Annotated in this window: 23 protein-coding genes and 1 pseudogene; 18 read left to right on the top strand and 6 right to left on the bottom strand. The window is 66.7% G+C overall.

Annotated elements, in window-relative coordinates:
* Positions 1-113 (bottom strand): annotated as a pseudogene (locus ACIBA9_RS31400) (IS5/IS1182 family transposase); the annotation flags it as partial.
* Positions 114-196: 83 nt separating this feature from the next.
* Here ACIBA9_RS31400 and ACIBA9_RS31395 point away from each other — a divergent pair.
* Positions 197-1,005, top strand: a protein-coding gene (locus ACIBA9_RS31395; RefSeq protein ID WP_399368346.1) for an IS5 family transposase whose coding sequence is annotated in 2 segments (ribosomal slippage) — positions 197-544 and positions 547-1,005 — 807 coding nt in all. Because the reading frame shifts where the segments join, the coding sequence is not laid out codon by codon here.
* Between the two features lie 219 nt (positions 1,006-1,224).
* Here ACIBA9_RS31395 and ACIBA9_RS31390 read toward each other — a convergent pair.
* Both ACIBA9_RS31390 and ACIBA9_RS31385 read right to left on the bottom strand, forming a co-directional pair.
* Positions 1,225-2,439, bottom strand: a complete 1,215-nt coding sequence (locus ACIBA9_RS31390; RefSeq protein ID WP_399368332.1) for a NaeI family type II restriction endonuclease — start codon at positions 2,437-2,439, stop codon at positions 1,225-1,227.
* A 115-nt stretch (positions 2,440-2,554) separates the two neighbouring features.
* Positions 2,555-3,643 carry a DNA cytosine methyltransferase gene (locus ACIBA9_RS31385; protein ID WP_399368330.1) on the bottom strand — a complete coding sequence of 363 codons (1,089 nt, stop codon included), beginning with the start codon at positions 3,641-3,643 and terminating at the stop codon, positions 2,555-2,557.
* A gap of 552 nt (positions 3,644-4,195) precedes the next feature.
* Here ACIBA9_RS31385 and ACIBA9_RS31380 point away from each other — a divergent pair.
* From ACIBA9_RS31380 to ACIBA9_RS31365, 4 genes are all read left to right on the top strand, one after another.
* Positions 4,196-5,326 carry an AAA family ATPase gene (locus ACIBA9_RS31380; protein WP_399368328.1) on the top strand — a complete coding sequence of 377 codons (1,131 nt, stop codon included), beginning with the start codon at positions 4,196-4,198 and terminating at the stop codon, positions 5,324-5,326.
* Positions 5,327-5,343: 17 nt separating this feature from the next.
* Positions 5,344-7,569: a S8 family peptidase gene (locus ACIBA9_RS31375; RefSeq protein ID WP_399368326.1), complete on the top strand. Its 2,226-nt coding sequence runs from the start codon at positions 5,344-5,346 to the stop codon at positions 7,567-7,569.
* Positions 7,570-7,752: 183 nt separating this feature from the next.
* Positions 7,753-8,205, top strand: coding sequence for a GntR family transcriptional regulator (locus tag ACIBA9_RS31370; RefSeq protein WP_399368324.1), 453 nt, complete (start codon positions 7,753-7,755; stop codon positions 8,203-8,205).
* Complete coding sequence (locus ACIBA9_RS31365; RefSeq protein ID WP_399368322.1) at positions 8,202-9,104, top strand: phosphotransferase enzyme family protein; 903 nt, start codon at positions 8,202-8,204, stop codon at positions 9,102-9,104. Before ACIBA9_RS31370 ends, ACIBA9_RS31365 begins: the two co-directional genes overlap by 4 nt.
* Here ACIBA9_RS31365 and ACIBA9_RS31360 read toward each other — a convergent pair.
* Entirely contained in the window at positions 9,101-10,483 is a 1,383-nt protein-coding gene (locus ACIBA9_RS31360; protein WP_399368320.1) for a hypothetical protein, read from the bottom strand. The genes ACIBA9_RS31365 and ACIBA9_RS31360 overlap by 4 nt on opposite strands.
* A gap of 928 nt (positions 10,484-11,411) precedes the next feature.
* Between ACIBA9_RS31360 and ACIBA9_RS31355 the strand changes: the two genes are divergently transcribed.
* The 13 genes from ACIBA9_RS31355 to ACIBA9_RS31295 all read left to right on the top strand — a co-directional run bounded on the left by ACIBA9_RS31355 (position 11,412) and on the right by ACIBA9_RS31295 (position 23,706).
* On the top strand, positions 11,412-11,567 hold the full coding sequence (locus ACIBA9_RS31355; RefSeq protein WP_399368318.1) for a hypothetical protein: 156 nt from the start codon (positions 11,412-11,414) through the stop codon (positions 11,565-11,567).
* An 86-nt stretch (positions 11,568-11,653) separates the two neighbouring features.
* Positions 11,654-11,923 (top strand): DUF6284 family protein, encoded by a 270-nt coding sequence (locus ACIBA9_RS31350; protein WP_399368316.1) that lies wholly within the window; start codon positions 11,654-11,656, stop codon positions 11,921-11,923.
* A complete protein-coding gene (locus tag ACIBA9_RS31345; protein ID WP_399368314.1) occupies positions 11,920-12,201 on the top strand; it encodes a hypothetical protein in 282 nt (93 codons plus the stop codon). The genes ACIBA9_RS31350 and ACIBA9_RS31345 overlap by 4 nt, the downstream gene beginning before the upstream one ends.
* Positions 12,198-13,088, top strand: coding sequence for a DUF2637 domain-containing protein (locus ACIBA9_RS31340; RefSeq protein WP_399368312.1), 891 nt, complete (start codon positions 12,198-12,200; stop codon positions 13,086-13,088). The genes ACIBA9_RS31345 and ACIBA9_RS31340 overlap by 4 nt, the downstream gene beginning before the upstream one ends.
* Complete coding sequence (locus ACIBA9_RS31335; protein ID WP_399368344.1) at positions 13,088-13,426, top strand: RRQRL motif-containing zinc-binding protein; 339 nt, start codon at positions 13,088-13,090, stop codon at positions 13,424-13,426. Before ACIBA9_RS31340 ends, ACIBA9_RS31335 begins: the two co-directional genes overlap by 1 nt.
* Positions 13,427-13,502: 76 nt before the next feature.
* A complete protein-coding gene (locus tag ACIBA9_RS31330) occupies positions 13,503-15,098 on the top strand; it encodes a hypothetical protein (RefSeq protein ID WP_399368310.1) in 1,596 nt (531 codons plus the stop codon).
* 2 nt (positions 15,099-15,100) lie between these two features.
* Positions 15,101-17,188 (top strand): hypothetical protein, encoded by a 2,088-nt coding sequence (locus ACIBA9_RS31325; protein ID WP_399368308.1) that lies wholly within the window; start codon positions 15,101-15,103, stop codon positions 17,186-17,188.
* A gap of 191 nt (positions 17,189-17,379) precedes the next feature.
* Entirely contained in the window at positions 17,380-17,865 is a 486-nt protein-coding gene (locus tag ACIBA9_RS31320) for a hypothetical protein (protein ID WP_399368306.1), read from the top strand.
* Between the two features lie 86 nt (positions 17,866-17,951).
* Entirely contained in the window at positions 17,952-18,683 is a 732-nt protein-coding gene (locus ACIBA9_RS31315; RefSeq protein ID WP_399368304.1) for a DNA methylase, read from the top strand.
* A complete protein-coding gene (locus ACIBA9_RS31310; protein ID WP_399368303.1) occupies positions 18,680-19,606 on the top strand; it encodes a bifunctional DNA primase/polymerase in 927 nt (308 codons plus the stop codon). The genes ACIBA9_RS31315 and ACIBA9_RS31310 overlap by 4 nt, the downstream gene beginning before the upstream one ends.
* 86 nt (positions 19,607-19,692) lie before the next feature.
* Positions 19,693-19,965 carry a hypothetical protein gene (locus ACIBA9_RS31305; protein ID WP_399368301.1) on the top strand — a complete coding sequence of 91 codons (273 nt, stop codon included), beginning with the start codon at positions 19,693-19,695 and terminating at the stop codon, positions 19,963-19,965.
* A complete protein-coding gene (locus ACIBA9_RS31300) occupies positions 19,962-21,509 on the top strand; it encodes a YfjI family protein (RefSeq protein ID WP_399368299.1) in 1,548 nt (515 codons plus the stop codon). The genes ACIBA9_RS31305 and ACIBA9_RS31300 overlap by 4 nt, the downstream gene beginning before the upstream one ends.
* A 691-nt stretch (positions 21,510-22,200) precedes the next feature.
* Positions 22,201-23,706, top strand: a complete 1,506-nt coding sequence (locus tag ACIBA9_RS31295; protein ID WP_399368297.1) for a LacI family DNA-binding transcriptional regulator — start codon at positions 22,201-22,203, stop codon at positions 23,704-23,706.
* A gap of 318 nt (positions 23,707-24,024) precedes the next feature.
* On the opposite strand, the gene ACIBA9_RS31290 is transcribed toward ACIBA9_RS31295, so the two are convergent.
* Together ACIBA9_RS31290 and ACIBA9_RS31285 are read right to left on the bottom strand one after the other, a co-directional pair.
* Positions 24,025-25,221, bottom strand: coding sequence for a NaeI family type II restriction endonuclease (locus tag ACIBA9_RS31290; protein WP_399368295.1), 1,197 nt, complete (start codon positions 25,219-25,221; stop codon positions 24,025-24,027).
* Positions 25,222-25,338: 117 nt separating this feature from the next.
* A complete protein-coding gene (locus ACIBA9_RS31285) occupies positions 25,339-26,427 on the bottom strand; it encodes a DNA cytosine methyltransferase (RefSeq protein ID WP_399368293.1) in 1,089 nt (362 codons plus the stop codon).
* Between the last annotated feature and the right edge of the window lie 8 nt (positions 26,428-26,435).

Genomic DNA, 26,435 nt, shown 5'->3' with positions numbered 1-26,435 from the left:
GGCGTGTCCTGCGTCCCGCCGCCCTGCGGCCGCACTCTCGACGGCGGGATCAGCGCCTTCGCGATCTCCCACAGACCGTCCGGAACAATCCAACTCCACGTACCCCGCCCCATGCCCGGAACAACGACGCCTCACCACGTAGGACACGGTCTTAGACGCCATTTCAGTTGGCGTGATCTTGCGGCAGTCTGGGGTGATGACTGCTGCGCTTGTCGAGCGGATGGCGCCGGAAGAGTTGTGGACGTTGTTCCAACGGGTGGTGCCGCCGGCACCGGTTCGCCCGCAAGGTGGAGGGCACCGCCGGCGAGGGGACCGCGAGGCGCTGGCCGCGATCGTTTTCGTGGCCACGTCGGGCTGCACCTGGAATCAACTCCCGCCAGGCTTTGGTCTGTCCGGGGTGACTGCCTTCCGGCGGTTCACCGAGTGGACCGAGGCCAGGGTCTGGGCCAAGCTCCACCGCCTTGTCCTGGACGAACTCGGCGCGCGGGGCGAGCTCGACTGGTCGCGGTGTGCGATCGACTCCGTCAGCGTCCGGGCCCTCAAAGGGGGCAGCTGACGGGACCGAATCCGACCGATCGTGGCAAGAAGGGATCGAAAATCCACCTCATCGTGGACCGTCAAGGCCTGCCCCTGTCGGTCGGCATCTCCGCCGCCAACCTCCACGACAGCCAGGCTCTGATCCCGCTCGTCCGCGGCATTCCGCCCATCCGCTCCCGTCGCGGCCCGCGGCGTCGACGGCCCGACAAGCTGCACGGCGACAAGGGCTACGACTACCGCCACCTGCGGCGATGGCTCGCAGCCCGCGGCATCCGGCACCGTCTCGCCCGTAAGGGCGTCGAGTCATCCCAACGCCTGGGCCAACACCGCTGGGTCGTGGAGCGGACCATGTCCTGGCTGTCGGGCTGCCGACGCCTCCACCGCCGCTACGAGCGCAAGCCGGAACACTTCCTCGCCTTCACGGCCATCGCCGCGACCCTCATATGTCACCGCAGGCTCACCAAATGAAATGACCTCTTAGCACCGCCGCATCCATCCCAGGATGATCGCATCGGCGCTGAGCGCAGGTCCTCGAAACTCGAATACCAGCAACCCACCGAAGGCCTGCCAGGAGCCGGCCGCGAGCAGGACGAGCAGCTTTACAGCGGGCCGCTTCTGCCGCCGGTGACCCTGCGGCTTTCCGTATGTCACTCGCTACTGGGGGATACCTGGGGGATCAGAGCCGAGCTACGCAGTGAAACCGGGCCCGAAGCGGTGCACCCATGCGCTCTCGCGGCCATCAGGTAGGTCGGGCGCTGGAACGGGGTCCACCCGCTCATCCCCGCAAGCACGCGCCCAGAACTGACCGTCCAGTGAGAACTTCGGTCGCGCGTCGTCAGATGAAACAGGAGCGAGGCTGGTGGAGATCCACTCCCCCTTGGTCGGTTCCGGCAATCCGAGCGCACGGGCGGCGTGTCGGTGTGATCCTTGGTGACCCAGTACGACAATGCCCTCCGGGCGCAGTTTTTTCCGGGCGTCGCGGGCACGCTTAGGCGCGTCGTCCTGCTGGCCGACGGTCAACACGGCCTGGCGGCCAACGAGCCGGTCTTGCACCTCGCGGAACAGCTGGTTCACCCGCTCCTGACCCGACGAGGGGTAGCGCGGCAGTCGGGCAGTGAGAATCCGCTCGCGTGTTTCGGAACCCAGGTGGCGGAGCAGGTTTTTCGGCAGGTCCCTCTGGAGACCACCCCAGAGCCAGTAGATCTCGGACTTGGCACTGTCGGAGAGCTTGCGCTTGTTGTCTCGGTTGTATGCGCGGACGAGGTCACCGTTTGCACCCAGCGCTCTCTTCCAACGCAGGCGCTCATCGGTGATCCGCACTATGCCTGCGGCCCACTGGCTCGAGTCGTCGTCTATCCAGGTCACGACCGCAGCGTGGTCGGCACGGCCACTCCGCTCGCCGTGGTCGGCGCACAGATACATCTCCATCGGGATCTCCCAGCCACCGAGATCCTTGGAGAACTTGCAGTCGATGTCGAGGCCGGCGATGGACCAGTCGAGGTCTGCACCGTTTTCGATGCCGAACTCCTTGGTGAGGTTGACCTCGACGGCCGTGCCGAGATACGTCTTCTCGGTCTTCGTCAGGTGCTGGTACGCCCAGCGCCCCGTCCGCTGACCGTCGAGCAACTCGTCGAGGGAGTCACGAAGCGCCCATCGGAAGCGCTCCCGCGCCTGCGGCTGGTTAGAGAACCACTCCACGAACGGGACAAGGTCATCGGGGACGGTCTGCGTAAGACCGGACGGGATCCGCCACTCACGCGGAACCCTGCTCATGGGATCACTCGGGAGACCCCAAGTGCGGTACCAATTGCGGCGCGAGTGCTTCGCCGTCAACGCGCGCGAATCCTGCATGCCAGCCTGAGCAGCATCCTCAGGCAACCACAGACCCTCTTGTATCGTCACGTGCTGAAGTCTGGCAGCAGGCACCCAGCCGGGTTCGACGAACCCTCCACGACGGGCGCTGTCGGCAACAGGCAGGAGACACAGCCTCGAACAGGCTTCGAGGAGGACGCAGGTGTTAGGCCCCCACCAGCACCTCGCCGTCAGGTGCGGACGCGGCTTGCGCAGGCAGACGGTGCCACCAATCGAGCCTCGCCAGCAGGTCCTCACTCGGAGGAGACCAGCCGAAGGCGGCGCTCAGGACATGCATCGCCAGGCGCGGCGGAACTGCGTTCCCGATCTGCTGCCCGATGTCGCGACCCGACCACGGGTAGTCGGCAGGAAAGGTCTGCAGACGTCCGGCCTCGGAGTGATTGAACCGATCCAGTTCAACCCCGTCGAGAGAGACGACACGGTTTCGGCGGATCTTGCCAGTCACAGTGGCAGAGGGCTGGGACGAGGTCCTACGCCCACGCAGCTTCGGGTCGCCACCCGTTCCGTAGTTCGAGATGACCTCGAATGGTGTTCCCCGCTCGATCACGTCGCCCATGGTGCGCCACGGCTCCTTCGACGCGTCGCCGGCATCACGCGGAACGCCCTTGCGGTAAGTCCGATGGGTAGAAGCGGGCAGCTTCACGTCGTGCTCCCCCCGGCGCGCGACCAGTACAGCCCGCTTCCGCGTCTGCGGTACGCCGTACGCCTCCGTGAGCAGAAGTCCGAAGTCAACTGAGTAACCCTCGTTCCGGAGGGCTCGGGCGTACGCCTCCCACACAGGAAGCACCGCAGGCACCTGCTCCAGGACGATCGCCTCGTAGGGCTTCTTCTGAACGTCGATGGCTTCCAAGATCCATCGGAGGGGTTCCAGCACGAGGCCGGTCCGCTCGTCATCCAGGTTCGCGAGATCGCTAACGATCTGCTCGCGGTCGACGCGAGCAGTCATTTGCTCAACGAATTTGAGAACGTCATCCAGGGCCTTACGGCCCGCCCCGCTGCCTGCGACCGTAAAGGTCTGGCAGGGCGGGCCGCCAGCGAGCACGTCTGCGTCCCGAAAGTCGGCCGGACCATACTCCCGCACGTCGCCCTGGACTGTGCGCAGGCCGGCAGCGCGGCGGGTCTCGCAGGCGTCGGCATCCCATTCAATGCCGACCGTCGGTACTCCCAGTGTCTCCGCAGCCACATCCACGCCACCAGGTCCGGCGAACAAGTCGACGATCTTGACTGGGTGCACGTGATCTCCAGAGCTTCAGGGCGGCGGTCCAAGCGGCCGCACTTTGCAGTACAGCGCTCTGGGAGCGTACCTGTGACCACTGACAGCCCCGTGCCGTGTCGGTCCCCCGCGGCTAGACAGAACCTGTGAGGTTCTAGACGTCCCGCAGAGTTAGTTTCGCGAGACGCTGTTGCGCTCTCACGCGGTCGCGTATGCGCCGTCCGGTCTAAACATGCCCTGGGGCCTGCGGGCCCCAGCACGCTCTCCAACTGTCCGGGGCGGTCGTCCAGGAGCGTTCGCAGACGTTCTCGGGGCAGGTCAGCGGGGGTGCGCGTACGGCGGTGAACAGTGGCAGCCGTCGGTGCACTGGACAAAGACCGGGACGGCGAGCGACGGCGATGACGTATGTCGACTACAGCCGCATCCAGCACAGACGTGTCGAGCCCCAGGCAGACGTGCCACCACTGTCAGTGCCATCCGAGAGACTGACATCAGGGACACTCGGGACACTAGGTGGACTAGTTGACCTTATGATCGCTGATTTTTAGGCCACCAAGCGATAGGCTGTTCCGCATGGTAGAGAGGACAGTGATGAACCCTGTGGGCGAACTTGAGACATATGAACGAGATCTAGTCCACCTAGCAAGAGTTGCGATGGCGGGGAGGGCACAGGACGTGCAGACCTTGGTCCAGCGCATGGCCCGCCGTTACCAACGATCGAACGAATCGCTCGCTGGCTCGCTTCGAGAACTGCTGCGCTCCGCCCCAACAGCCCAGACGCCCTTGCGTGGGCTCGGAAACGCCACCGCTCTCCCTCTCGACAGCGACAGTCGCCTGCCACTAATCCGAGCGGAGCAACTCGGGCCGGCCGTTCGTCCAGTCTTGACTCCGCCGGTTAGAGCGGCAGTTGAGCAACTTCGTGACGAACACCGGAGCGCCGACCGGCTCGCACGACAGGGCCTAGCACCGAGTCGTACGGGTCTATTCACTGGCCCCCCTGGTGTCGGTAAGACTCTCGCCGCCCGCTGGCTAGCGGACGAACTGAAGCTCCCGCTGCTCGTCCTAGACCTCTCGTCCGTAATGAGCAGCTATCTCGGGCGAACTGGAGGGAACATTCGCAAGGTGCTTGATTATGCGAAATCAAGCCCCTCAGTCCTGCTCCTAGATGAACTCGACACGGTGGCCAAGCGACGCGACGATATGGCTGAAATCGGAGAGCTCAAGAGGCTTGTTACGGTTCTTCTCCAGGAAATTGATGACTGGCCTTCTGGTTCACTGCTACTGGCAGCCACGAATCACGCCGACCTCCTAGACCCGGCCGTATGGCGGCGGTTTGACCTAGTGGTTGAATTCCCCTTGCCGGGTCCGGCTGAACTAGAGGAAGCACTTCTCCACTATTGCGGAAGTGAGACCCCAAAGAACATTGCTTTCCTCGTGAGGATCCTGCAGGGTTCCTCCTTTGCCGATGCGGAACGCTTCGTTATGACGGCACGCAGGAAGGCAGTCCTGAGTGGCGAACGTACGTTCGACGTTCTGTTGCATATGGGGCAGGAACGCTTGACGCAAATGAACCATGTCGAGCGTCTTCAGGTGGCACTCGATCTAGTGCAAGATGGGAGCCTCTCGCAGAGGGGAGCTAGCGAGTTGACAGGAGTCAGCCGCGACACGATTCGACGCAAGCAGCGCGCGGACCAAGAGCAGTAGAACTAGGGGGGGGCAACATGGCTGGAGAGCGGAACTTCTTGCTCGGACACGGCGAGCGTCTCGTCGAGAGGGTGGCAACACCTCCGGGCGGAGCACCGCCCGAACTTCCATACAGCGCGGAGGAGGCTCGACAGCGACTCCTCCCACAAATCCAGACGGCAGTAGCGACGTTCGATTCCTTGCCAGACGAAGCCTGCCCGTCAGGGAAGACGGTAGGCCTCGTCACTCTGCACCCCCAGTTCACCGCTAAGTCCTACCATCCTGGTGACTTTCTTCGGGATAATGGGCTTTCGTACATTGGATCCCGGGGCGCGAAGATTGTCCCGGAAAAGTGGACGCGGCAGGGTGAACCCGTGGAGTTGGATACGACGGAGCTATTCGTATCCGGACAGCGGGAGTCGTTTTCGCTTCTGGCTGAGCGGCTAGCGTCACCTGACGCATTCCCAGCAGGATCTCCCCTGCAGAAGGTCGAAGCATTCCGTGCTCCTGACGCTTCGGACAAGAAGCGTGGGGAAATGCCGCTTCCTCAAATTTCATCGCTTTTCGAGGTAGGACTACACATCCCGAGCGTGGATCGCGACGCCATCGTTCGGTCATTCCAGCGCTGGGCTCGCACGTGCGGCGTATCAGCCGACATCGACAGGAGTATCCCGGTCTCTGGGCTGATCTTTATGCCCGTTGCCGGTCACGCGGAAGAACTGGATGAGCTGAGCAGGTTCTCCTTCCTGCGGGTCATTCGACCGATGCCAAAGCTTCGTACGCTGCATCCTATCGAGCGGAGCCTCCCGGTAGGCGAACTGCCTCCGATCGAGGTGCCAGATGAGCCCGTAGTCGACAGTTCCATCCGCATGGCCATCTTCGATGGCGGTCTACCCTCAGGCGGGCCTATGAGCCGATGGGCCCAGTCTCTCGATGTGCCTGGCGTCGGCGCAGCCGTGCAAGAGTGCGTGGATCACGGACACAAGGTGACGTCAGCCGCTCTCTTCGGCTGCCTGAATCCTGGAGAGGCCGCACCACGGCCCTTCAACAATGTGGACCACTATCGGATCCTCGACGACGTAGAGGAGGACTCCTACGCCCTGTACACGGCACTGAATCGCATCCGCGATGTGCTGGAAGAGAAGAACTACGACTTCGTGAACCTAAGTCTTGGCCCGGAGCTCCCTATTGAGGATGACGAAGTGCATCCGTGGACAGCGGTACTGGACGAGTACCTGTCCCATGGGCAGACTTTCTTGACCGTGGCAGCCGGAAACAACGGAAACCACGATTGGGCCTCGGGTAACGCCCGCATCCAGGTGCCATCCGACTGTGTGAACGCCCTCGCTGTCGGATCGGCCAATAGCAAGCTAAAGAACTGGGATCGAGCCGAATACAGTGCAATCGGCCCTGGCCGCTCACCGGGATTGGTGAAACCGGACGTTCTGAGTTTCGGAGGCGCCCCGTATGAGCCATTCATCTTCTTGCCGGGTAGTGACGCGGAGACCCCATTGTCTGCGATGGGTACGAGCTTTGCGGCCCCAGCCGCACTCAGGATGGCCGCAGGAATCCGAGCACACTTCGGCGGACACATTAAACCTCTAGGTCTTCGGGCTTTGCTCGTACACTGTGCCGAACGTGGCATTATGCCTGTCGAAGAGGCGGGATGGGGAAGGATCCCTGACCAAATCGACGCCTTCGTAATCTGCCCCCCAAACTCCGTTCGCGTGTTGTACCAGGGGGCAATCGAGCCAGGCCAGACGATGCGAATGCCTATTCCTCTCCCTGAGGACGTAAGGACGGGCAACGTCGAAATCAGTGCAACCTATTGCATCAACTCCCCAACCGACTCGCGCAGCCCGAGTACGTACACGGCCAGTGCTATCGAACCCGTCTTCCGTCCACACGCGGAGAGGTTCAGTAAAGAAGACAGCATGCACCCGAAGACCGATTCGTTTTTCAGGTCGAGCGACTTCTTGCCCGAGAACGATTTGAGGAAGGGGGCGCACAAGTGGGAGACTACCAAACACAAGACTCTCACCAAAAGAGCTTCGTCGTTGCTCCGACCGGTATTTGACGTGAAATATAATTCAAGGATTGAGCAACTCGTCGGCGTCCCCACTGAGAAGGTGGAGTACGCGCTTGTGATTACTCTTACCTCATCCCGAGATGCAGACATCTACAACAAGGTTGTCCGGGCCTATAGTGGCCGATTGGAAATCTTGCAGCCGCAGGTAGAGATTCCTATTACTGTGCAGCCGTAGCCTGCCCCTTAAATGCAGTCCCCCTACAGCGGGAGCCACTCACCCGAGTGGCTCCCGCTGTTGTCCTGCATGCAGCTCGAGGCAGGAAGAAGACAAGGCCCATCGGTCAGTTGGGGGGCGTGGGAAGCTGGAGACCGTGAGGCGCCATTGGGAGGTCGGCGAGGTTGAGGAAGGGGAGGCCACGTGCCGCAGGGCAGTCCGCGAGGTACGTACCTGGAGGTCTCGGAATCTCTCCGCGAGAAGATCAGGAAGGGAACGATCAGTGAGGCGCTGCCGTCTCAGTCGACACTCGTGAGCGAGTACGGCGTGAGTCGCAGCACCATCGAGCGGGCGCTTGCCGCGCTCAAGGCCGATGGTGTGGTCGAGTCGGTACAGGGTGCCGGATGGTTCGTGGCGGGGACCGGCGACCGCCGGCCGTTGGTCGAGCGGGTGACCGACCTGTTGCGCGGTGGAGAGGTGAAGGTGGGCGACCGCTTCCCCACCGAAAAGGAGCTGTGCGAGCGGTTCGGCGCGTCCCGAACCGCCGTGCGTTCCGCCATCGCGCAGATGGAAGGGCGAGGGTTGATCGGCAAGGGGGCAGGGCGAGGGCGGGAAGTCCTCACCCTGCCGACTGGACGGGAGACGCAGACGGCATGACGACGACGGAACGCACGGAGTTCGACGCAGACGCGGCAAAGGCCATCCTGCGCCGCGCATGCGCGGTCGCCGACCTGGACCCGGACGGCATCGAGATCCTTCGGCTAGGCGACCATGCCGTGTTCCGCATCGACGGCGGCCGGACCATCTCGCGGGTGGGGCGGGGCGCCGACCGCCTTGCCTCGGTGCGGCGAGAGGTGGCCGTGGCCCGGTGGCTCGCGGACCAGGGGTACCCGGCCGCTCGTCTCGTCACGGACGCCGAACAGCCGATCGTGATCGAAGACCACCCCGTCACCTTCTGGGAAGGGCTCGCCGACGGCGACACGTACGCGAATACGGCGGAAATGGGGGTGCTACTGCGGCGACTCCACGAGCTGGAGTCGCCGCCTTTTTCGTTTCCGCGACTCCAACCCTTTTACAAGGTCGCCAGCCGCTTGGAGCGTGCCGCGATTCCGGATAGGGCCCGCGCTTTCCTGTGCTCGATGGCGAGGGATTTGGAGGCGGAGTATGAGCGCCTCGAATTCTCGCTTCCACCGGGGCATCTACATGGTGACTTCAATGTGGGCAACGTCCTGCGTGACGCGGCAGGTCATCCGCGTGTAATCGACCTGGATGGATTCGCAATGGGCCCCCGGGAGTGGGACCTTATGCAAACGGCTATGTATTACGATAGCTTTGGCTGGCATACGGAAGCGGAATATGCGGATTTCGTGGCTGGCTACGGTTTCGACGTACGTGAGTGGGCCGGATACGCCGTACTGCGGAGTGTACGAGAACTTCTGATGGTCACGTGGCTCTCGCAGAACGCAGGGGCCAACCCTCGAGCCGCTGAAGAGGTCGAGAAGCGGGTGGCAACTCTCCGCTCGGGAGGATCGCGCCGAGACTGGGTGCCGTTCTAGGGCGTCAAGCCACATTGCTGCCACAGGCGGAAAGTGCGTGCTTCTTCAACGAAGGTGCGGAATTCCACAGCGCCCCGCATCGTGGGTGAAACGCGTTCGCGAAGTTCTCGAACGTATTGAACGCAGCGTGCCGACTTCAACCCCTCACCGAGTTGTAGAGCAGTCTTGGCGATTTCGCAGCCGTGCCCGATCTCACCTTGGTTGATATAGGCTTCAGCCTGCACCATGGTGGCGAAGAAGTCACTTCGGTTGTTTAGACCGTCGCCGAAGATTGAGCCCGCGCCCCGTTCTGCCGCTTCTGCGGACCGGCCCAAATCGCGGAAGCAATGGCCGATCTCGGCTGCAAGTTCCACTTCATCGAAATACGCGATATACGGCGGATCGCTGTCCGGGGTCCGCTGACTGAGTTTGCGCTCCGCCTGCACCAAGGCGAGGTCGCATCCTCGTTCGTCGCCGAGACGGGCCAATGCCCGCGCCTCCATGGCACGGAACTGCGCGGCCATCGTGGGACCCAAGAGGCCGGCCGGTCCCGTGTATGCCGCCCGGGCAAGGGTCGCAGCGTCCTGGTAGCGCTCGAGGAACGTGGCTTGGTGGCTCATCGCAGACAGGATGCTGCCACCGAGCAACCGGTCACCGGCCGCTTGCGTCATGCGCAGGGCCTGAATGAAGTACCGCTGAGCGATGCCGTGAAGGCCGCTGTCGTACGACATCCACCCTGCGAGCAAGAGTGCTTCCGCCACGGCAGAGTAGAGCTGTTTGCCCACGTCGTCGGAGTACTTCCCGTCCAGCATCGGCCGGACGTCTGTGTGCAAGTACTGGATCAGCGCGCGTCGGGCGTGACCACCGCCGAACTTGCCATCGAGCATGCTGAACGCGTCGGCAGTGGAGCGGATCATCTCTACGTCCACCGTGCCGATCGCGCGGTTACCTGCGCGCATCAGCTCCCCGTCCGGCGGGGCGACGATCCAGCGCAGGGAAGCCGTGTTCCAGGCGGCCGAGTCCGGCTGCGCCCTGACTAGTACCTCAGCCTCAGCAAGGTCGGCACGCCAGAGGTCCGCGACAGTCTTAGCCGTCGCCTCGGGCCTGTCCGCGAACTCAAGTCCGAGGTCAGGCTGTACGGAGGACACTGCCGCATCACCCATGCCGATGTCGTCCAGGATGAGCCGGCGCCCAACCTTCTGCCCGATGGCATCCGCGATGAACTGCGGCATGTTGCCGCGCGGGATCGCCCCCTTGAGCCACCGCGAGACGTACGTGTGATCACAGGTGATGTCTTCACCCGACCGTGCGGCAGCGGCGACCACCGCACGAGCAAGGGACTTGTGTGAGAAGTCGCCTCCCTGCATGAGCGCGGCCAGTCTGGTGTTCCGGTCTGCCATGGGACCCCCAGAGTACGGCCGTTGTACCAGCTTGACTCATCGTCACCCTACGCAGGTCAGGCCTCGGGTGTAGAGGGTTCGCACCCAGGAGTGCACGAGTACACCCCCAAGTACTCGCTCCCGAACCAGGCGTCGGACGGCGACAGTTGAATCACCACCGCACGGGACAGGCGGGCGGGTCCGAGTCGAAAGCCGCGGGTTGACGGCGCGGAATCCTTCTGCCAACGTGAGTGGTAGGTAATACACACCACGCTACGAGGTGTGTGGACCTAGAGACGCCTGCCGCGGGCAGGCAGCACCACCCTCCGGTCGACAGGGCGGATGGGCGTGGCAGATCAGCCCGTTGGCTGTCAGACCCGGTGCGAACAATCTGGACAGCGGTCCACGAGCGCGGAACCGAACTCTGCGGGCTCGTGAGTGCATTGGCACTGAGACACCGAATCCCGAGCGGGGGCGACTCCTCGCGATGACCGGTCGGTGGATAGGACCGCGGCGACACAGCTTCTGAGTGTCGCCACGGACGGACTAGGCACTTCCTCACGTTGCGCGTGAGAGCAGAAACGGACGATGTCACCGGAAGACCACGGCCGCCGCGCTACGAGCGCTCACACGGCCCCTTGCACTGCTTCACCTCTGTTGACCTCGACTGATGGGAAAACCAGTGCACCGACGAAGACCGTGGGCGCCGCCGCCATGGATCGGCCGGCGGGCGCCAGTACGTCATCCCGGTCCGTGAGCGGAACGCACGCTCGCGGCCGACCTGGTCCGCTCTCTTCCTGCCATCGCAGCGGCTAGCGCTGCGGCCGGTTGCCTCCCCCGTCCGTCCGGCCCCGCATTCGGTGCGGTGGTCGTACGGGCGGGGCGTGGGGAGCCGCGACGTCGGCATTGGCCGGCCGGGTCCACCCCCTACGACACGTCAGGAGTCCGCATGCCCGGTGAGAACGCGCAGCAGCCGATCGACCTGACCACCCCGGAGAACTTCGAGAAGGGGCAGCGAGTCTACGACCGGTTCGAGTCCGGTCAGTGCGTGGACGTGAAGGCGGAGCTGGACGCCGCCTACGGCCTTGATTCCGAGAGTAACTAACCCACCCATCCCCAAACGGCGCACCCCCGGAGCGGCAACTCCGAGGGTGCTGTCGGGCCGTACCAGAGCAGAAGGAGCTACGACCCATGAGGCACATCGGTGCACTTCAGGCGGTTGTTACCGCCGCTGAGTACGACCGCGAGCCGACGGCCGCGGAGCTGGACGCCATCGACGCGGAGATGCCGGTCATCACCGCTGAGGTGGAGTTGCTGGACGCGCAGATCGCCGTCCTGGACCGCACGCCCGCGGAGTTGGACATGCGCCGGCTGCGCCGGACCCGCCGCCGGGTGCTGGTCGCGCGGCGGACGCTGGCCAACCGCATCGCCGGCCAGAACGCCGCAGGCGGTGCGGCATGAGCGAGTCGACCGTACGCCTCGCCTCCCTTCCGGAGCCGGTTGTGGCACTGCTGCGCGCGGTCCATGATGCGCTGGACCTTCCGCTGCCGGGCCTGACCGATGCGGACGAACGCGCCTACGCCAGGCTCCTGGACCGGCGGGTGATGGAAGCGCGCGTCTCCCTTGCCTGCGTCCTGCTGGACGGGCACAAGGTTGGCGGGGCCGCCGCGAGGCTGCGCGACATGGTGAAGCTTGGGCCCGTCACCTACACCCCGTGGACCAGTGGGGGTGCGAAGTGAACCGCAAGGGAAGGGTCCTGCTCGTCCTCGCGCTGGTCGCAGTCGTCGCCATGGCCTTCCGCGTGTCGTGGAACGCACTGCGGGACGTGGCCAAGGCGATCGGCGCGGACGCCACCGCGGCGCTGCTGTATCCGTTCGTGGTGGACGGGCTGATGGCGCTGGCACTGGTGGCCACCCTCGTGCTCACCGAGAAGGGTGACAAGCGGTTCGCGCTGCGGGTGCTGGCCACCTACACCCTCGCCTCGCTGGTCCTGAACTACGTGCACGGCCTCGTACCCGCCCTGCACGACGCGCCCGCTGGCCGGGTGCGGCTGGCGCAGTGGAACGGAGCGCACTGGGTGCTGGTCCTGCTGGCCTCTTCACTGCCGGTTGGGTCGATCTACTTCGGCTCCGACCTGGTGGCCAAGGTGCTCCACCATTGCGCCCCCACCATGGTTGAAGTGCCGGTGTGCGGGCCGGACGGGCAGGAATCCACATCCGCCCCGCACACCTCCGCACACCCCGAGCAGGCACCCCTCACGGCCACCCTGGACACCGCCCCTGCCTTGCCCTTGGCGGAGCCGTCCGTGCTGGTCACAGTCCGTGCGGACGCCCAGCGGTCGCCCGATCCGCACACCTCGCACGCCCCCCGCATACCCGAGACTGAGATGGCCGATGAGGCGCTGCGGCAGGCACAGTTCGAGGAGGCGGAGCTGGAGCGGATGCGGCAGGACGCACGCCATGCGTACGCGGACTCCGCACAGGCGGGCCGCCCGCTCAGCGCGCGTGCGCTGGGCGAGGCGTTCGGCATGAGCGAGTCGTGGGGACGCAAGCAGATCCTCGCCGTCCGCGACGAGGAGGAGTCCTCCCGCCCGCTGCTGCGGGCCGTCGACACCGCGGCCGTGTGATGGTCGCGGTCCCCGTCTACCGGTGGCGGCTGGCCCCGGAAGGTCTGGCCACCCGTCGCCAGCTCCGCGCCCAGGGCCTGCGCCCAGGCGGTCAGGACGTGGTCGCACAGATCGAGCGTCCGCGCCGTCGGCGCGGGCCGCTGGTCGCCTACTTGTACTCGGTCGATCTGGCCAAGCCGGTGCGGCCCATGACCCCGGCGAAGTGGTCGGCGCTGGCCCGCGCGAACGCCGCCCGGCGTGTGTGTCCCGAGTGCGGCCGGGATGCCGGTTACGTCATCCCCGTCTCGCTCGGTATGTGCACCCCGTGTGCCTACCCCGAAGAACAGCGCGCCGCATGAGCCCTATTGGCAGGCCCGGCCAGCAACTTTCCACGGCCCTGGCCGGGCCCTACTCCCCTGAAGGAGTGCTCACAGCATGACGGAACTCAGCACCGAGCCGGTAGCCGTCGAGGCTGCCGACCCCGCCCCGCCCCCGCCGGCGCCCGCGCCGGTCGAGAGCACGCCAGCCGCGACCAAGGTGGAGCACACGCCCGGTGGGTGGCCGGTTGCCCCGCTGGCTCTGGCCGGTGCCAACAGCACCGTCGGCGCGGTGGCCGCCGCCTCCCTGGCCGGTGGGCCGATCGCCGCGATGGTCGCCGCGACCGGCGTCGTTGTCCTCGGCACGCTCGCCGCCGGCCGCTCCCGCACACCCAACACGCGCCGCGACGCCCGGCGGGCCGCGGCCCGCACCGCCGGCCACACCGCAGCCTCCACCACCGCCCCGCGCCGCAGCAGCCTGGGAGCGGGCACCGGCAAGGCGGGAGGCCGTTCCGCTGCTTCCCGCACCGGACGCACCGGCGGTGGAAAGCAGCCCGGTACGTCCGGCCAGCACCGGCGCGGCCTCAAGCCTGCGGCCCGGCATCCGAGTGCCCCCGCCGGTGGGCTGACCAAGCGCAACCCATCCGGGCAGGGCCTGCCCAAGAGTGCGGCCGGTGGCGCCGTGAAGGGGCCGGGCCGGGCCCGGCAGATACAGGCTCTGCGTTCCGGGCAGCAGGCCGCGGCCGGGTCGCGGGCAGAGCGGCGGGCATCGACCACCGCCGCCCGGCGTGCGGTTGCGGACGCCCGTCGCAACGCTCACCAGGCGCCGGGCAGCAGTAGGCCGGGCAAGCGCGAGGGTCTCGGACGCCGCCTGGCGGGCGGTGCCGTCCGTAAGGCCCGTGCCGCGCGGGATGCGGCGATCAACCGCCAGCGGGAGCGGCGGGACAAGCAGGCGGCCGGCACGGTCGCCGCGCAGCGCGCCCGGGTGCGCAAGGCACCCGCCCGCAAAGCGGCACGGCAGGCGCTGCGCCGGTCCGCGGCCCGCTTCCACGGCCGTCGCCTATTCGCAGCACTGCTCGCCCTGCCCCTCGGGCTGCTGGGCTGTCTGACCACCCCGCTCGGTCGCAAGTTCGGCATCTCGTGGCTGATGAACCCCGGCCGGCGCCTGTACCGGCGTCTGACCGGTGCAGCTGCTGACCAGCGTGCCGCCCGTGACGCTGCGATCCGTGCGGAGCTGGCCGAGAAGGAAGCCGCCGCCGACGCGGAGGCCACCGCAGACGGCACCGAAGGTCTGGGCGAGCACGTGGAGCGTCCGGCCGCCGACACCCCCGCCACACCCCAGGTGAGTGAAGGAGAACTCGTGTCCACCAGCTCTGGTTTCAAGTTCGAGGACCACGCCACCGAGATGCAGGCCGCCGCCATGCTCTACGAGCCGGACGGCTGCATGGAGATCCTCGCCATGGTCGAGGGCCTCCCGGAGGCCTTGAACATGGTCGCCCACGTCATGCAGATCCTCGCCGAACGCTCCGACTCCGAATTCCCGCTGGAGAAGGAAGTCGCCAACGGCTTCAACGACATCTACGACCTGCTCCGCAAGGCCGCCGAGGGCGCCGAGGAACTGCCCGGCATCTTCCGCCGCGTCCACGAGCAGGACATCGCCCGCCACGAGGACCCCCGCAACGGGACCGAGGCCGAGAAGGGCTGGAACGTCTGATCATGGCCACCACCGCCACCGCGAACAAGAGCAGTGGCCCGGTGTTGGACTGGAGCGCCGGTCACGGACCCGTGACCGGCGCCCTGTCCGCCACCACCGGCGCCTTCGCCCTCGCCACCACCGGCGCCGCCACCCACATGCCGCCCGGCTGGGCCCTGGCCGTCGGCACCGCCGGCGCCCTCGGCCACACCGTCGCAGGCCTGCGGATCCGCAACGCCGGCCGCACCCTGGCCACCCGCGCCGCCAGCTGGCTGATCGGCGCAGGCTGGACCACCTGGGCCATGACCCACGGCCCCCTCACCTGGGCCGCCCTCGGCTCCCTGGCCACGATCGGCGTCGGGATCGGCGCCGCCACCCGCTCCACCAACCTCTACGAAGAAGCCCGCGAAGAGGAAGCGCTCGCCGCCGAGCAACGGGCCATCGCCGCGGAGCTGTCCGCCGAGCGGCGGGCCATCGCCGCCGAGTGGGTGGAGCGGATCCAGCGGATCTGTGGCATCACGGTGCGGGTCCTCGCGGTGGAGTTGTGGGAGACCGGTACCGGGTACTCCCTGGACCTGGAACCGCAGGGCGGCATCACCTACGACCGCATCGCCCAGTTCTCCGTTCAGCTCTCCGCCGATGCCCGGCTGCCGCACGGCTGCACCGCCACCGCCTCCCCCGGCGTCCACCAGGGCCGGGCCATCCTGGACGTGACCACGGTCAACGTCCTCAAGGAGGACTGCCCCTACCCCGACGACTACACCCCCCTGTCGGTCCTGACCGGACTGCCATGGGGCGTGCGGACCAACGGGGAAACCGTGGCCGCCTACCTGCGCGAACAGTGCGCGCTGGTCGTCGGCCCGACCGGATCCGGCAAGACGAACATGGTCCACACGATCCTGGCCGGGTTCGCCCGCGCCCAGGACGTCCTGCCGTGGGTGATTGACCTGAACGCCGGCAGCGCCGGACTGCCCTGGGTCCTGCCCGCCCTGAGCGGCGAACTGAAAGCCCCGGACGACAAGCCGGTCAGGCCCGGTATCGACTGGCTCGCCTCCACCCATGCCGAGGCGCTGCTGATGCTCGATGCCGCACTGGCCATCGGCCTGCACCGCAAGAAGGCCTACCAGGACCTGCTGTCCAAGGCGAACACCGATCTCCTTCCGGTCAGCGCGAAGATCCCGCAGATCCTGCTGGTCATCGATGAGGGCGCGGAGATCCTGACCAGCACCGACCGGCAGATGAAAGAGCTGGCGAAGAAGATCCTGGAAGTCATCCGCATGCTCCGCGCGATGGGCATCCGTACCGTCCTCACCGCGCTGGGAGCGACCGGCATGGTGCTGGGCAACCTGATGATCCGCCGTGAGGCGAAGGTGCGGGTCGCGCTGACCGGTGGTGAGACCGAGGGCATGGACCTGGGCAAGATGTTCCCTGGCCGGCGCGGTCTGCGCGTCGAGCAGGCCCCCTACAAGGGCGCCGGATTCATCGGCACGCCTGAATCACCGGCCGGTCTGTTCAAAGCCTGGCGGATCAAACCCGACCAGATCCGCGACATCACCGTCGCCACGTCGGAGCGGCATCCCCGGCTGGACGACATCTCGGCCAAGGCAGCCGGGCCCGCCTACGCCCGCCGCTGGGATGCTGAGCGGACCGCGTGGATGCGGGACCTCACCCTCACCGACACATCCGAACCGGCCGCCGACACGCCGGCCGGGCGGGGCGGGCTGAACCTGTCCGCGCTGCGCGAGCAGGACCCTGCGCCCGCCTCTGGTGAGGAGGAGATGCTGCGGACGTTCCGGGCCCAGATCGACGCCGAGTTCGCCACCGCACCCGAACCCGGCAGCGTGGAGGATGTGCCGCCGGCCGCGCCGAGCGGACTGAACCTGTCGGCGCTGCGACGCGAACCCGAGCAGGGGCCCGGGTGGCTGTCGAGGGTGCTGGAAGCGATCAAGGAGACCGGCGCGGAAGGCATGAAGCCGTCCGCCGTCGCAGAGCTGGTCGGCAGGGACCGCAAGACCGTTCGCGCCGCTCTGCAGGCCGCTGTCGAGCGCGGGCAGTTGTTCTACCGGGATAACGGCCCGCATTCGGTCTACGTCCACCCCGACCACGCCTGAAACGCCCTCACACAGCGCTACCGAGTAGTGGGTAGTGGGGAGGCGCCCCACTACCCGGTAAGGCCGCTACCGGGGTGCACACGGTCTCTGATCAGGCATCCCCCACTGGGGACCCCACTACCCACTACCCAGTACGCCCCACTAGATCAGCCACCCACCGTCACCCTCATCCCGGTTGAAGGGACTGCATTGTGCTGCCCGAAACCCCGTACGAGATCACCATCGTCCACCCGCCGACGCTTTATTTGCTCGCCCCCACGCCCGACTGGGACCGGCCGCGGATGCTGCCCAGCGAACTGCCGCCTGGGGTGCAGGTGGTCACCCTGCCCGGCGGCATGCGGACCCTCGCCTACACCCAGCCCCCCGCAACCTCGGCTCCACTGGCCGCCACGGCGGCTCAGCCGGTTCCGGCGTGGGCCAAGACGACCGCCCTGCTCGCACCGACCACCGGGGCCGGCATCGCCGCCGCAGCCGTCGGACTCTCCTACGCCGCCCCGGGACTGATCGCCATGAGCCACGCCCTGTGGTCCGCCGCCGCGCTCATCGTCGCCGCCGTCGTCGCCGTGCCCGTCCTGCTGCGCGGCGCGCGGCGGCCGACGGCACCGGCGCAGATCACCCAGAACATCACTGCCACCGGCCTGTTCGGCCGGGCCAACGGAACCATCAACCACCGCTGACAACGCCAAAGGCGGCCCCCGTCTCGCCAAAGTCCGGGGCCGCCCTTGTCTCCAGTCCTCAGCAGACCTGTTGGAGGTCTCCCAGCATGACGCAACCCACCCCCGCACGGCGAGTGCGCGGTCATCGGCCGCGCTTACTCGACCTGTTCTCCTGCGCCGGTGGAGCCGGCAAGGGGTTCGAGGATGCCGGGTTCGAGGTGGACGGCTGTGACACGGCCGACCGCCCGAACTACCCCTTCCCCTACCACCGGGGTGACGCCCTGGCCTACCTCGCCCACCTGATCGAGTCGGGCGAGATCCGCCGGTACGCGTTCATCCATGCATCCCCGCCCTGCCAGGACAAGTGCGCCCTGACGGTGGGCACCAACCGGTCCCAGGGTTGGGGCGGCGCGCACGTGGACCTCGTGCCACCCACCCGTGTTCTGCTGGAGCGCACCGGCCTGCCATACACGATCGAGCAGCCCAACGGCCGGGCCGAGATCCGCAAAGACCTCACCCTGTGCGGGGAGATGTTCGGACTCGGGGTGATCCGACACCGCAACTTCGAACTCGGCGGCTGGACCATCGAACAGCCGCCGCACCGCCCGCACCGCGGCCGGGTGCGCGGCTACCGACACGGCCGCTTCTACGACGGCCCCTACGTGGCCGCCTACGGCAACGGAGGAGGCAAGCCCACCGTTGCGGAGCTGCAAACAGCGATGGGCATCACGTGGACGGACGTACGCGAGGAACTGACCGAGGCCATCCCGCCCGCCTACACCGAGTTCATCGGCCGGGCCTACCTCGCCGCCACCAGCACATGGGAGGTGGCAGCGTGATCCACACCCTCACCACCGAACCCGCCTGCCTGCCCCTGCTCGCCTCCGCACTCACCGCGGCCGAGCGTGGTTGGCCCGTCATCCCCCTGCACCCGCGGGCCAAGCGGCCCGCCGGCCACCCCGAACGGGCCTGCCCCGGCACCGGACGTTGTGCGGGCGGACACCGCAAGCCCGAGCAGCGCGCCACCACCGACACCGACCTGATCCGCGCCACCTGGGCCATGCGCCAGTACAACGTCGGCATCGCCACCGGACCGGCTGGCCTGCTCGTCATCGACCTGGACGTCCGCAAGCCCGAAGAGCCGAACGGAGCGCCTGACGGCGCAACTTCCCTTGCGGCGCTCTGCCAGCGCACCGGGCAGACCGTCCCCGCCACCCACCGGGTGCGGACCGCACGCGGAGGGGAACACCTGTACTTCACCGCCCCGCCTGAGGTGCGGCTGAAGTGCTCCGCGAACCGGCTCGGCCCCCACGTCGACACCCGGGCCTGGGGCGGATACGTCGTCGCCCCCGGCAGCACCACCCCCGACGGCACCTACGAGGTCACCGACGACGCGCCCGTCGCCCCGCTGCCGGGCTGGCTGGCAACGCTGCTCACGGAACCGGTCAGGCTTGCCCCGGTTGTCCTGGCACCGCTACGGGACGGCACCCGGGCCGCACAGGCGGCACTGGAGCGGGAATGCGCAGTCATTACGGCGGCTAGCGAGGGTGGCCCACAGGGACGCAACAACACCCTCCACAAGAGCGCCTGCAAGGTGGCCCGCTTCGTCGCGTGGGGCGACCTTCCCCGCGAGGTGGCCGAGCAGGCAATCCAGGGGGCGGGGGAGTCGACCGGACTCCCGCCGACCGAGTGCCGCACCACCATCCGCAGCGCCATGGACTGGGTCATCACGCACGCCACCCCGCGGCAGGCAGCCTCATGACCGGCCCCAACTCCCCCCGCCTGGATTGCCTTACACCCCGCTCCGCCGGCCCGGTAGCCGCTCCACAACCTGTGGACACACCGGCCGTGGGCGAGCCGAAGGGCGTCGCCGAAGGCGTCCCCATTGCTGTTCGCCCTGATCCGCGCAGGGACGACGGGCGCCGCCCCGTGGCCTGGCTCCATATCACCGCGCCGCCGTCCTGGAGCGTTACACCCTCCGCCCGTTCCTGGTGCACGTGCGGCTATGAGCGGCAGGCCATCGGCCGCGCCGCCGTCCTGCAACTGATCACCGCGCACGGAGAAAACCGCGCCTCATGCCCGCTGTTGACCCCCGCTTTGGAAGGCAGGGCCGCCGCATGACCACCAATGACGCAGGCGCGGATCTGTGGGAAGGGTTCGAGCACATCGAACCTGAGCAGATCACCGGCCCCGCCTGGGACGAACCCGTCCCCCTCCGAGTCCGCCCGCCGCTCCCGGACTTTCCCGTGGACGTCCTCCCGGCATGGTTGGGCGGCATGGTGCGCGGTGTTGCTGAGGAGACCCAGACCCCGGCGGACCTCGCCGGATGCCTGGCCCTGGCGGTTCTCGCGACCGCCGCCGGCGGGCGGGTCAAGGTGTGCGTACGCGGTCACTGGCGAGAGCCCGTGAACATCTACACCGCCGTCGCCCTGCCTCCCGGTAACCGCAAGTCCGCCGTGTTCGACCTGATGGTTCAGCCGCTGCTCGATGCGGAGAAGGCCCTGATCGAACTCTCTGGACCCGTGAGGGCGGAAGCGGAAACCCTGGCGAGGCTGGCCAAGTCCGCGGCTGAGAAAGCCGCCGGCAAGGCGGCGAGTGCGGAGCCCGAGCACCGCGAAACCCTGACGGCCGAAGCCGTTCAACTGGCGCAAGACGCCGACAAGATGCGGATTCCCGCAGAACCGCAACTCGTCGCAGACGACGTGACCCCGGAGAACGTCGGGACGCTCCTGGACGAGCAGGGCGGGCGGATCTCCTGCCTGAGTGCCGAGGGGGAGCTGTTCGACATCATCGCCGGCCGCTACACCGGCAAGCCCAACATGGGCATGTTCCTCAAGGGGCACGCCGGGGACATGCTGCGGGTCAACCGGCAGGGCCGCAGTGCGCAGCACGTCGACTCACCGGCCGTCACGATCGGTCTGGCCGTTCAGCCGGAAGTCCTGGATGCGCTCAGCCGCATCGACGGGGCCGACGGGCGCGGGCTCCTCGCCCGGTTCCTCTACTCCAAGCCCCTGTCCCTGGTCGGCTTCCGCAACCTGACGCCCGCCCTGCTGGACGAGCAGGTGGCCGCCACCTACGCCAAGCATCTGGCGGGGCTGACGCTCGCCCTAGCGGACTGGACTGACCCTGCACTGATCCAGCTCACCCCGGAAGCCGACGCGGTCCTGTTGGCCTTCCAGAAGGTCACCGAGTCGCGTCTCGGTCCGGACGGGAGTTTCGCTCCCATCGTGAAATGGGCGTCCAAGCGAGACGGAGCCGTCGCCCGCATCGCCGGACTCCTGCACCTCGCCGCCCACCCCGAGGACGGATGGCACAAGCCCATCGACGCGTCCACCATGGCCGCCGCCACCGAACTGGGCAACTACTTCACCGCACACGCCCTGGACGTGTTCACCGTCATGAGTGCCGACCCCGCCCACGAATCCGCGGTGACCGTCCTCGCCCAGCTCGTCTCCAGCAACCCCGCACAGTTCACAAAGCGCGACTTGTTTCGCACGCTGCGCCCGGCCGACTTCCCCGCCATCAGCGACCTCGACCCCGCGCTCGCCCTGCTCGAAGAACACGGATGGATCCGCCAACTCCCGCCCCCGCCACGCTCCGGCAAGGGCGGCCGGCCACCCTCGCCCCGCTACGAGACCCACCCGCGAATCGCGCGCGGTGCCTGACAGAACCTTCAGACCGCTGACAGAACTGACACAACCCCCCGCGCAAACCCCTGACCTGCACAAACAGCCATGATCACGGCTATGACAGAACTCAGTTAAAACCTGACAGAACTCCCGGCGGCCCGCCGGGCGTCCTGTGACAGAACCTCCCCCAACGAGGTTCTGTCAGGTTTTAACTCAGTTCTGTCAGAGATCCAAAACACGCCAAAATCGCAGGTCAACGGCTTGTCGAGGAGGTTCTGTCAGTTCTGTCAGCGGATCCCCCTTCCTCGTGAGGAGTCACCGCTACATGAGCACCGCTCCGCGACCGGAACCGCCGGCCCTTCCTCCTGTCTACCTCCCGAGCGACATCGCCAAGGCCCTCCACTGCTCGGAGTGGTGGGTGAAGGAACAAGCTCGCCGGGGACGCATCCCCTTCACCAAGCCCGCAGGGAGCTACCGATTCACGGCCGAGCACTTCGCCGAGATCATGCGCATCTTCGAGAGCCGCCCCGCCGAAAGCCGTGACACTCCTGCGCCAGCAAAGCAAGCTCCACGGCGCAGGACGACCACACCGGCGGTGTCCGTCAGCTCCCTGAAGGCACGGGCCCCGCGCAGGGCGCGAAACGGCCAACCGCAGTCCAGCGCAGCCTGATTCCGTGTGCCGCCCGGCCCTTCAGTCGGGCGGCACGCCCGTTCATAGGAGAACAAGGTGGGTTATGCCGAGAGTCTCGGCAGCTACTGGCGCGGCCGGTACAAGCTCGCGCCGGGCAAGTACGCCACTGTCCGCGATGCCGATGGCGATGCCATCCGCTTCCGGACCAAGGCTGCGGCGAAGAAGGCGGCTGACGCCGAAGAAGCGAAGCTGTTGGCCGGCACGAAGAAGGCATCTGGTGAGCGGATCACGTTCGGGGCCTACGTCAACCGCTGGTATGCCGCACAGGACTTGGCGGCATCCACCATGCAGAACTACCGGCGGCACATCGAAGAGCATTTGCTTCCCGCGTTCGAGGATTCTGCTGTTGCCGACATCCTGAGCACCGACATTGCCGCTTGGGAGAAGCACGAACGCGCCGTGCCCTATGCGGCATCCAGCGTGAAGACGTGGCGGGCGACACTACACCTGATCCTTGCCGATGCTGTTGACGAGGGGTTGCGCGACACCAATCCGGCAACCAAACGCCGCGGACGAGGAAAGCGTGCCGGCCGCTCACGTAACCGTGGGCCGGAGAAGGTGGTCACGACCGCTCTCGGCATCCTGTTGCTCGCCGAGAGAATGGCCCTGCTGTCCGGCCGCGACGACGAGTTCGTCGCCGGCATCGTCAAGGGCTACACCGGGATGCGCTGGGGCGAGATCGTTGGCCTTGAGCCTGAGTTCGTGCGACCGAGGGGCATCCGTGTGGAATGGCAGCTCTACGAACTGGACACCGGCGAACTGCACCGCTGCCCGCCCAAGGATGACTCCTACCGCGACATCGACACTCCGGATTTCCTCACCTCGCTGCTTGCCAACCACATCGCCCGGACGAGATCGAAGCCTTGCGAGTGCCACGGACTGCCCTACGTCTTCCGTGGCCATGGAACCGCCAACGGCTCCGTAAGCCGCCCCGGGGCGAAGCTAGTCGACGTGGCGCGCCGCGCCGGCGTATCGACCGGCACCGTTTCCAACGTCCTTAATCGCCCGGATGCCGTGGCGGAGCCGACTCGCCTGAAGGTGCTGGAAGCCGTCAGCGATCTCGGGTACATCCGAAACGCCGCATCGGGAGAGTTGGCTGCTCACTGGCGCCGCTCGGGCTTCGCCACGTGGCTTTTTCGACCTGCCGCAGCAGGGCGGTATCCCGGGCGAGGCAGCCAGGGAGAGCGGCCGGTGCCTGTCATTGCTGAGCCTTGGCCCGGCATTCCGGCACGCGGGCGAGGAGCCTCGAAGCGGGCTGAGGTGTGCTGGGTGCCGATCGCCCCGGGGCTCACTCCGCACGGGTTGCGGCACACGCACAAGACCCTGATGAGGGAGGTGGGTACCCCGCCAAAACTCATGGACGAACGCATGGGCCACGAGGACGGCTCCGTCCAGTCGCGCTATGACCACATCACCCCAGGGATGCGGCAGACGCTGATGACTGCGCTCACCGGGATGTGGGAGGAAGCGTTGGCCGCGCGCCGGACCATGAGTCCCGGCTCGCCTGTGGCTGCCCTGGATGCGTTGCTGAAAGCTCGCTAGCGGGTGCCGATCTGGAGACAGCTTCCAAGATCTTCTCCAGGATTTCTCCAGAGAGCCCCTGGAGAACGAGGCAGGCCCGGTACTGAAGTATCAGCACCGGGCCTGACCTGTGATTTGGCTGTCGGGGTGGCGGGATTTGAACCCACGACCTCTTCGTCCCGAACGCGATCGACACGTGTCGTGACGTGGTCGGAGGCCCTCTTAAGGCAGCTGGCTGCCTGCACTGTGATCCGCTACGGTCCGGGGCGGTCCCTCTGCGGCTTCGCCGTTTGGCCCCCCGTTTGGCCCCACGACAGCTCAACCACCGGCGAGGACAGGTTAGGGGGCCTGCCCATCGATCTTTCGCTTATCAGGAAGGTCGGGGGCGGGAACGGGAGGATCCAACAGTTCATGTTCGCGAGCGCGCGCCCAGAACTGGCCGCCCAGTGAGAACTTCGGTCGCGCGTCGCCGGATGACACAGGCACGAGGCGGGTGGAGATCCATTCGCCCTTGATCGGTACGGGCAGTTCGAGCTTGCGGGCGATGTGTGGGTGTGATCCTTGGTGACCGAGCACGACGATGCCCTCCGGGCGCAGATCTATCCGCGCGTCGCGGGCGCGCTTCGGCGCGTCGTCCTGCTGGCCGACGGTCAGGACGACCTGTCGGCCGATGAGCCGGTCCGGCACTTCGCGGAACAGCTGGGTTACCCGCTGTTGTCCCGACGAGGCTCGGCCCGGCAGTGCTGCGGTGAGAATCCGCTCGCGTGCTTCCCGATTCAGGTGGCGCAGCAGATTCCTCGGCAGATCTGTCTGGAGCCCGCCCCAGAGCCAGAACACCTTGGACTTGGCGTCGTCGGAGAGCTTGCGCTTGTTGTCTCGGTTGTACGCGCGGACTCGGTCGCCGTTTGCCCCCCGCTTCTTCCTCCAGCGCAGGCTCTCATCGGTGATCCGCACTATGCCCGCGGCCCACTGGCTCATGTCGTCGTTCATCCAGGTCACGACTGCTGCATGGTTGTCACGACCACTCCGCTCATCGTGGTCAGCGCACAGATACATCTCCATCGGGATCTCCCAACCGCCGAGATCCTTGGAAAACTTACAATCGATGTCGAGGCCAGCGATGCGCCAGTCGAGGTCCTCGCCGTTTTCGATCGCGAACTCCTTGGTGAGGTTCACTTCGACGGCCGTGCCGAGATAGGTCTTCTCGGTCTTCGTCAGGTGCTGGTACGCCCAGCGCCCCGTCCTTTGACCATCGAGCAACTCATCGAGGGAGTCACGGAGTGCCCATCGGAAGCGCTCTCGTGCCTGTGGCTGGCTGTCGAACCACTTCACGAACGGCGCGAGGTCATCGGGGAGCTGCTGGTTCAGTCCGGGCTGGATGCGCCACTCTCGCGGCACCCTACCCATGGGCTCGTATGGGGGATCCCAGGTGCGGAACGAATTGCGGCGCGAGTGCTTCGCCGCCAACGCTCGCGACTCCTGCATGCCAACCTGAGCAGCATCCTCCGGGAAGGGTAGACCCTCTTGTATCGTCACGCGTTGAAGTCTGGCAGTAGGCATGCAGCTTGGTTCGCGGAGTCCCAACGTCGCAAGCGTGGCGGTCAATTGGCGGGCGACGCATCCTCAACCGGACCCGAACAGGGCGCGATGGCGCTAGGCCCTTACCAGCACTTCTTCGTCAGTCACGGACGCGGCTTGCGCCGGCAGACGGTGCCACCAATCCAACCTCGCCAGCAGCTCCTTACTCGGCGGAGACCAGCCGAAGGCGGCGCTCAAGACGTGGAGCGCCAGCCGCGGCGGAACTGCGTTGCCGATCTGCTGCCCGATGTCGCGACCGGACCATGGGTAGTCGGTAGGGAACGTCTGGAGCCGTCCGGCCTCGGAGTGGTTGAACCGATCCAGTTCGGCTCCGTCGAGGGAGACGACACGGTTGCGGCGGATCTTGCCTGTAACAGTGGCAGAGGGCTGGGACGAGGATCGGCGCCCGCGCAGCTTGGGGTCGCCACCGGTTCCGTAGTTCGAGATGACCTCGAAGGGTGTTCCTCGGTCGATTACGTCGCCCATGGTGCGCCAGGGCTCCTTCGACGCGTCGCCGTCATCACGCGGGACCCCCTTGCGGTAGGGCCGGTGAGTGGGGGAGGGCAGCTTCACATCGTGCTTCCCCCTGCGCGCGATCAGTACCGCCCGCTTCCGCGTCTGCGGAACGCCGTAGGCCTCCGTGAGTAGGAGGCCGTAGTCGACCGAGTAGCCCTCGTTGGTGAGGGCTAGGGCGTACGCCTCCCATACAGGAAGCACCGCCGGAACCTGCTCCAGGATGATCGCCTCGTAGGGCTTCTTCCGCACGTCGATGGCTTCCAGGATCCATCGGAGCGGTTCAAGAACGAGGCCGGTCCGCTCGTCATCCAGGTTCGCGAGATCACTGACGATCTGCTCGCGGTCGACGCGAGCCGTCATTTGCTCAACGAATTTGAGGACGTCATCGAGGGCCTTACGACCCGCCCCACTACCTGCCACCGTGAATGTCTGGCAGGGCGGGCCGCCAGCTAGCACGTCTGCGTCCGGGAAGTCGGCCGGACCGTATAGCCGCACGTCGCCCTGCACGGTGCCCAGGCCAGCAGCGCGGCGGGTCTCGCAGGCGTCGGCATCCCATTCGATGCCGATGGTGGGCACTCCCAGTTTCTCAGCAGCCACGTCCACGCCGCCAGGGCCGGCGAACAAGTCGACGATCTTGACTGGTTGCACGTGGTCTC

It is taken from the genome of Streptomyces sp. NPDC051452 (genome assembly GCF_044454765.1).
GTDB lineage: Bacteria > Actinomycetota > Actinomycetes > Streptomycetales > Streptomycetaceae > Streptomyces.
Note: the sequence above shows the minus strand (reverse complement) of the source record. Positions and strands in the feature narration are given on the sequence as shown.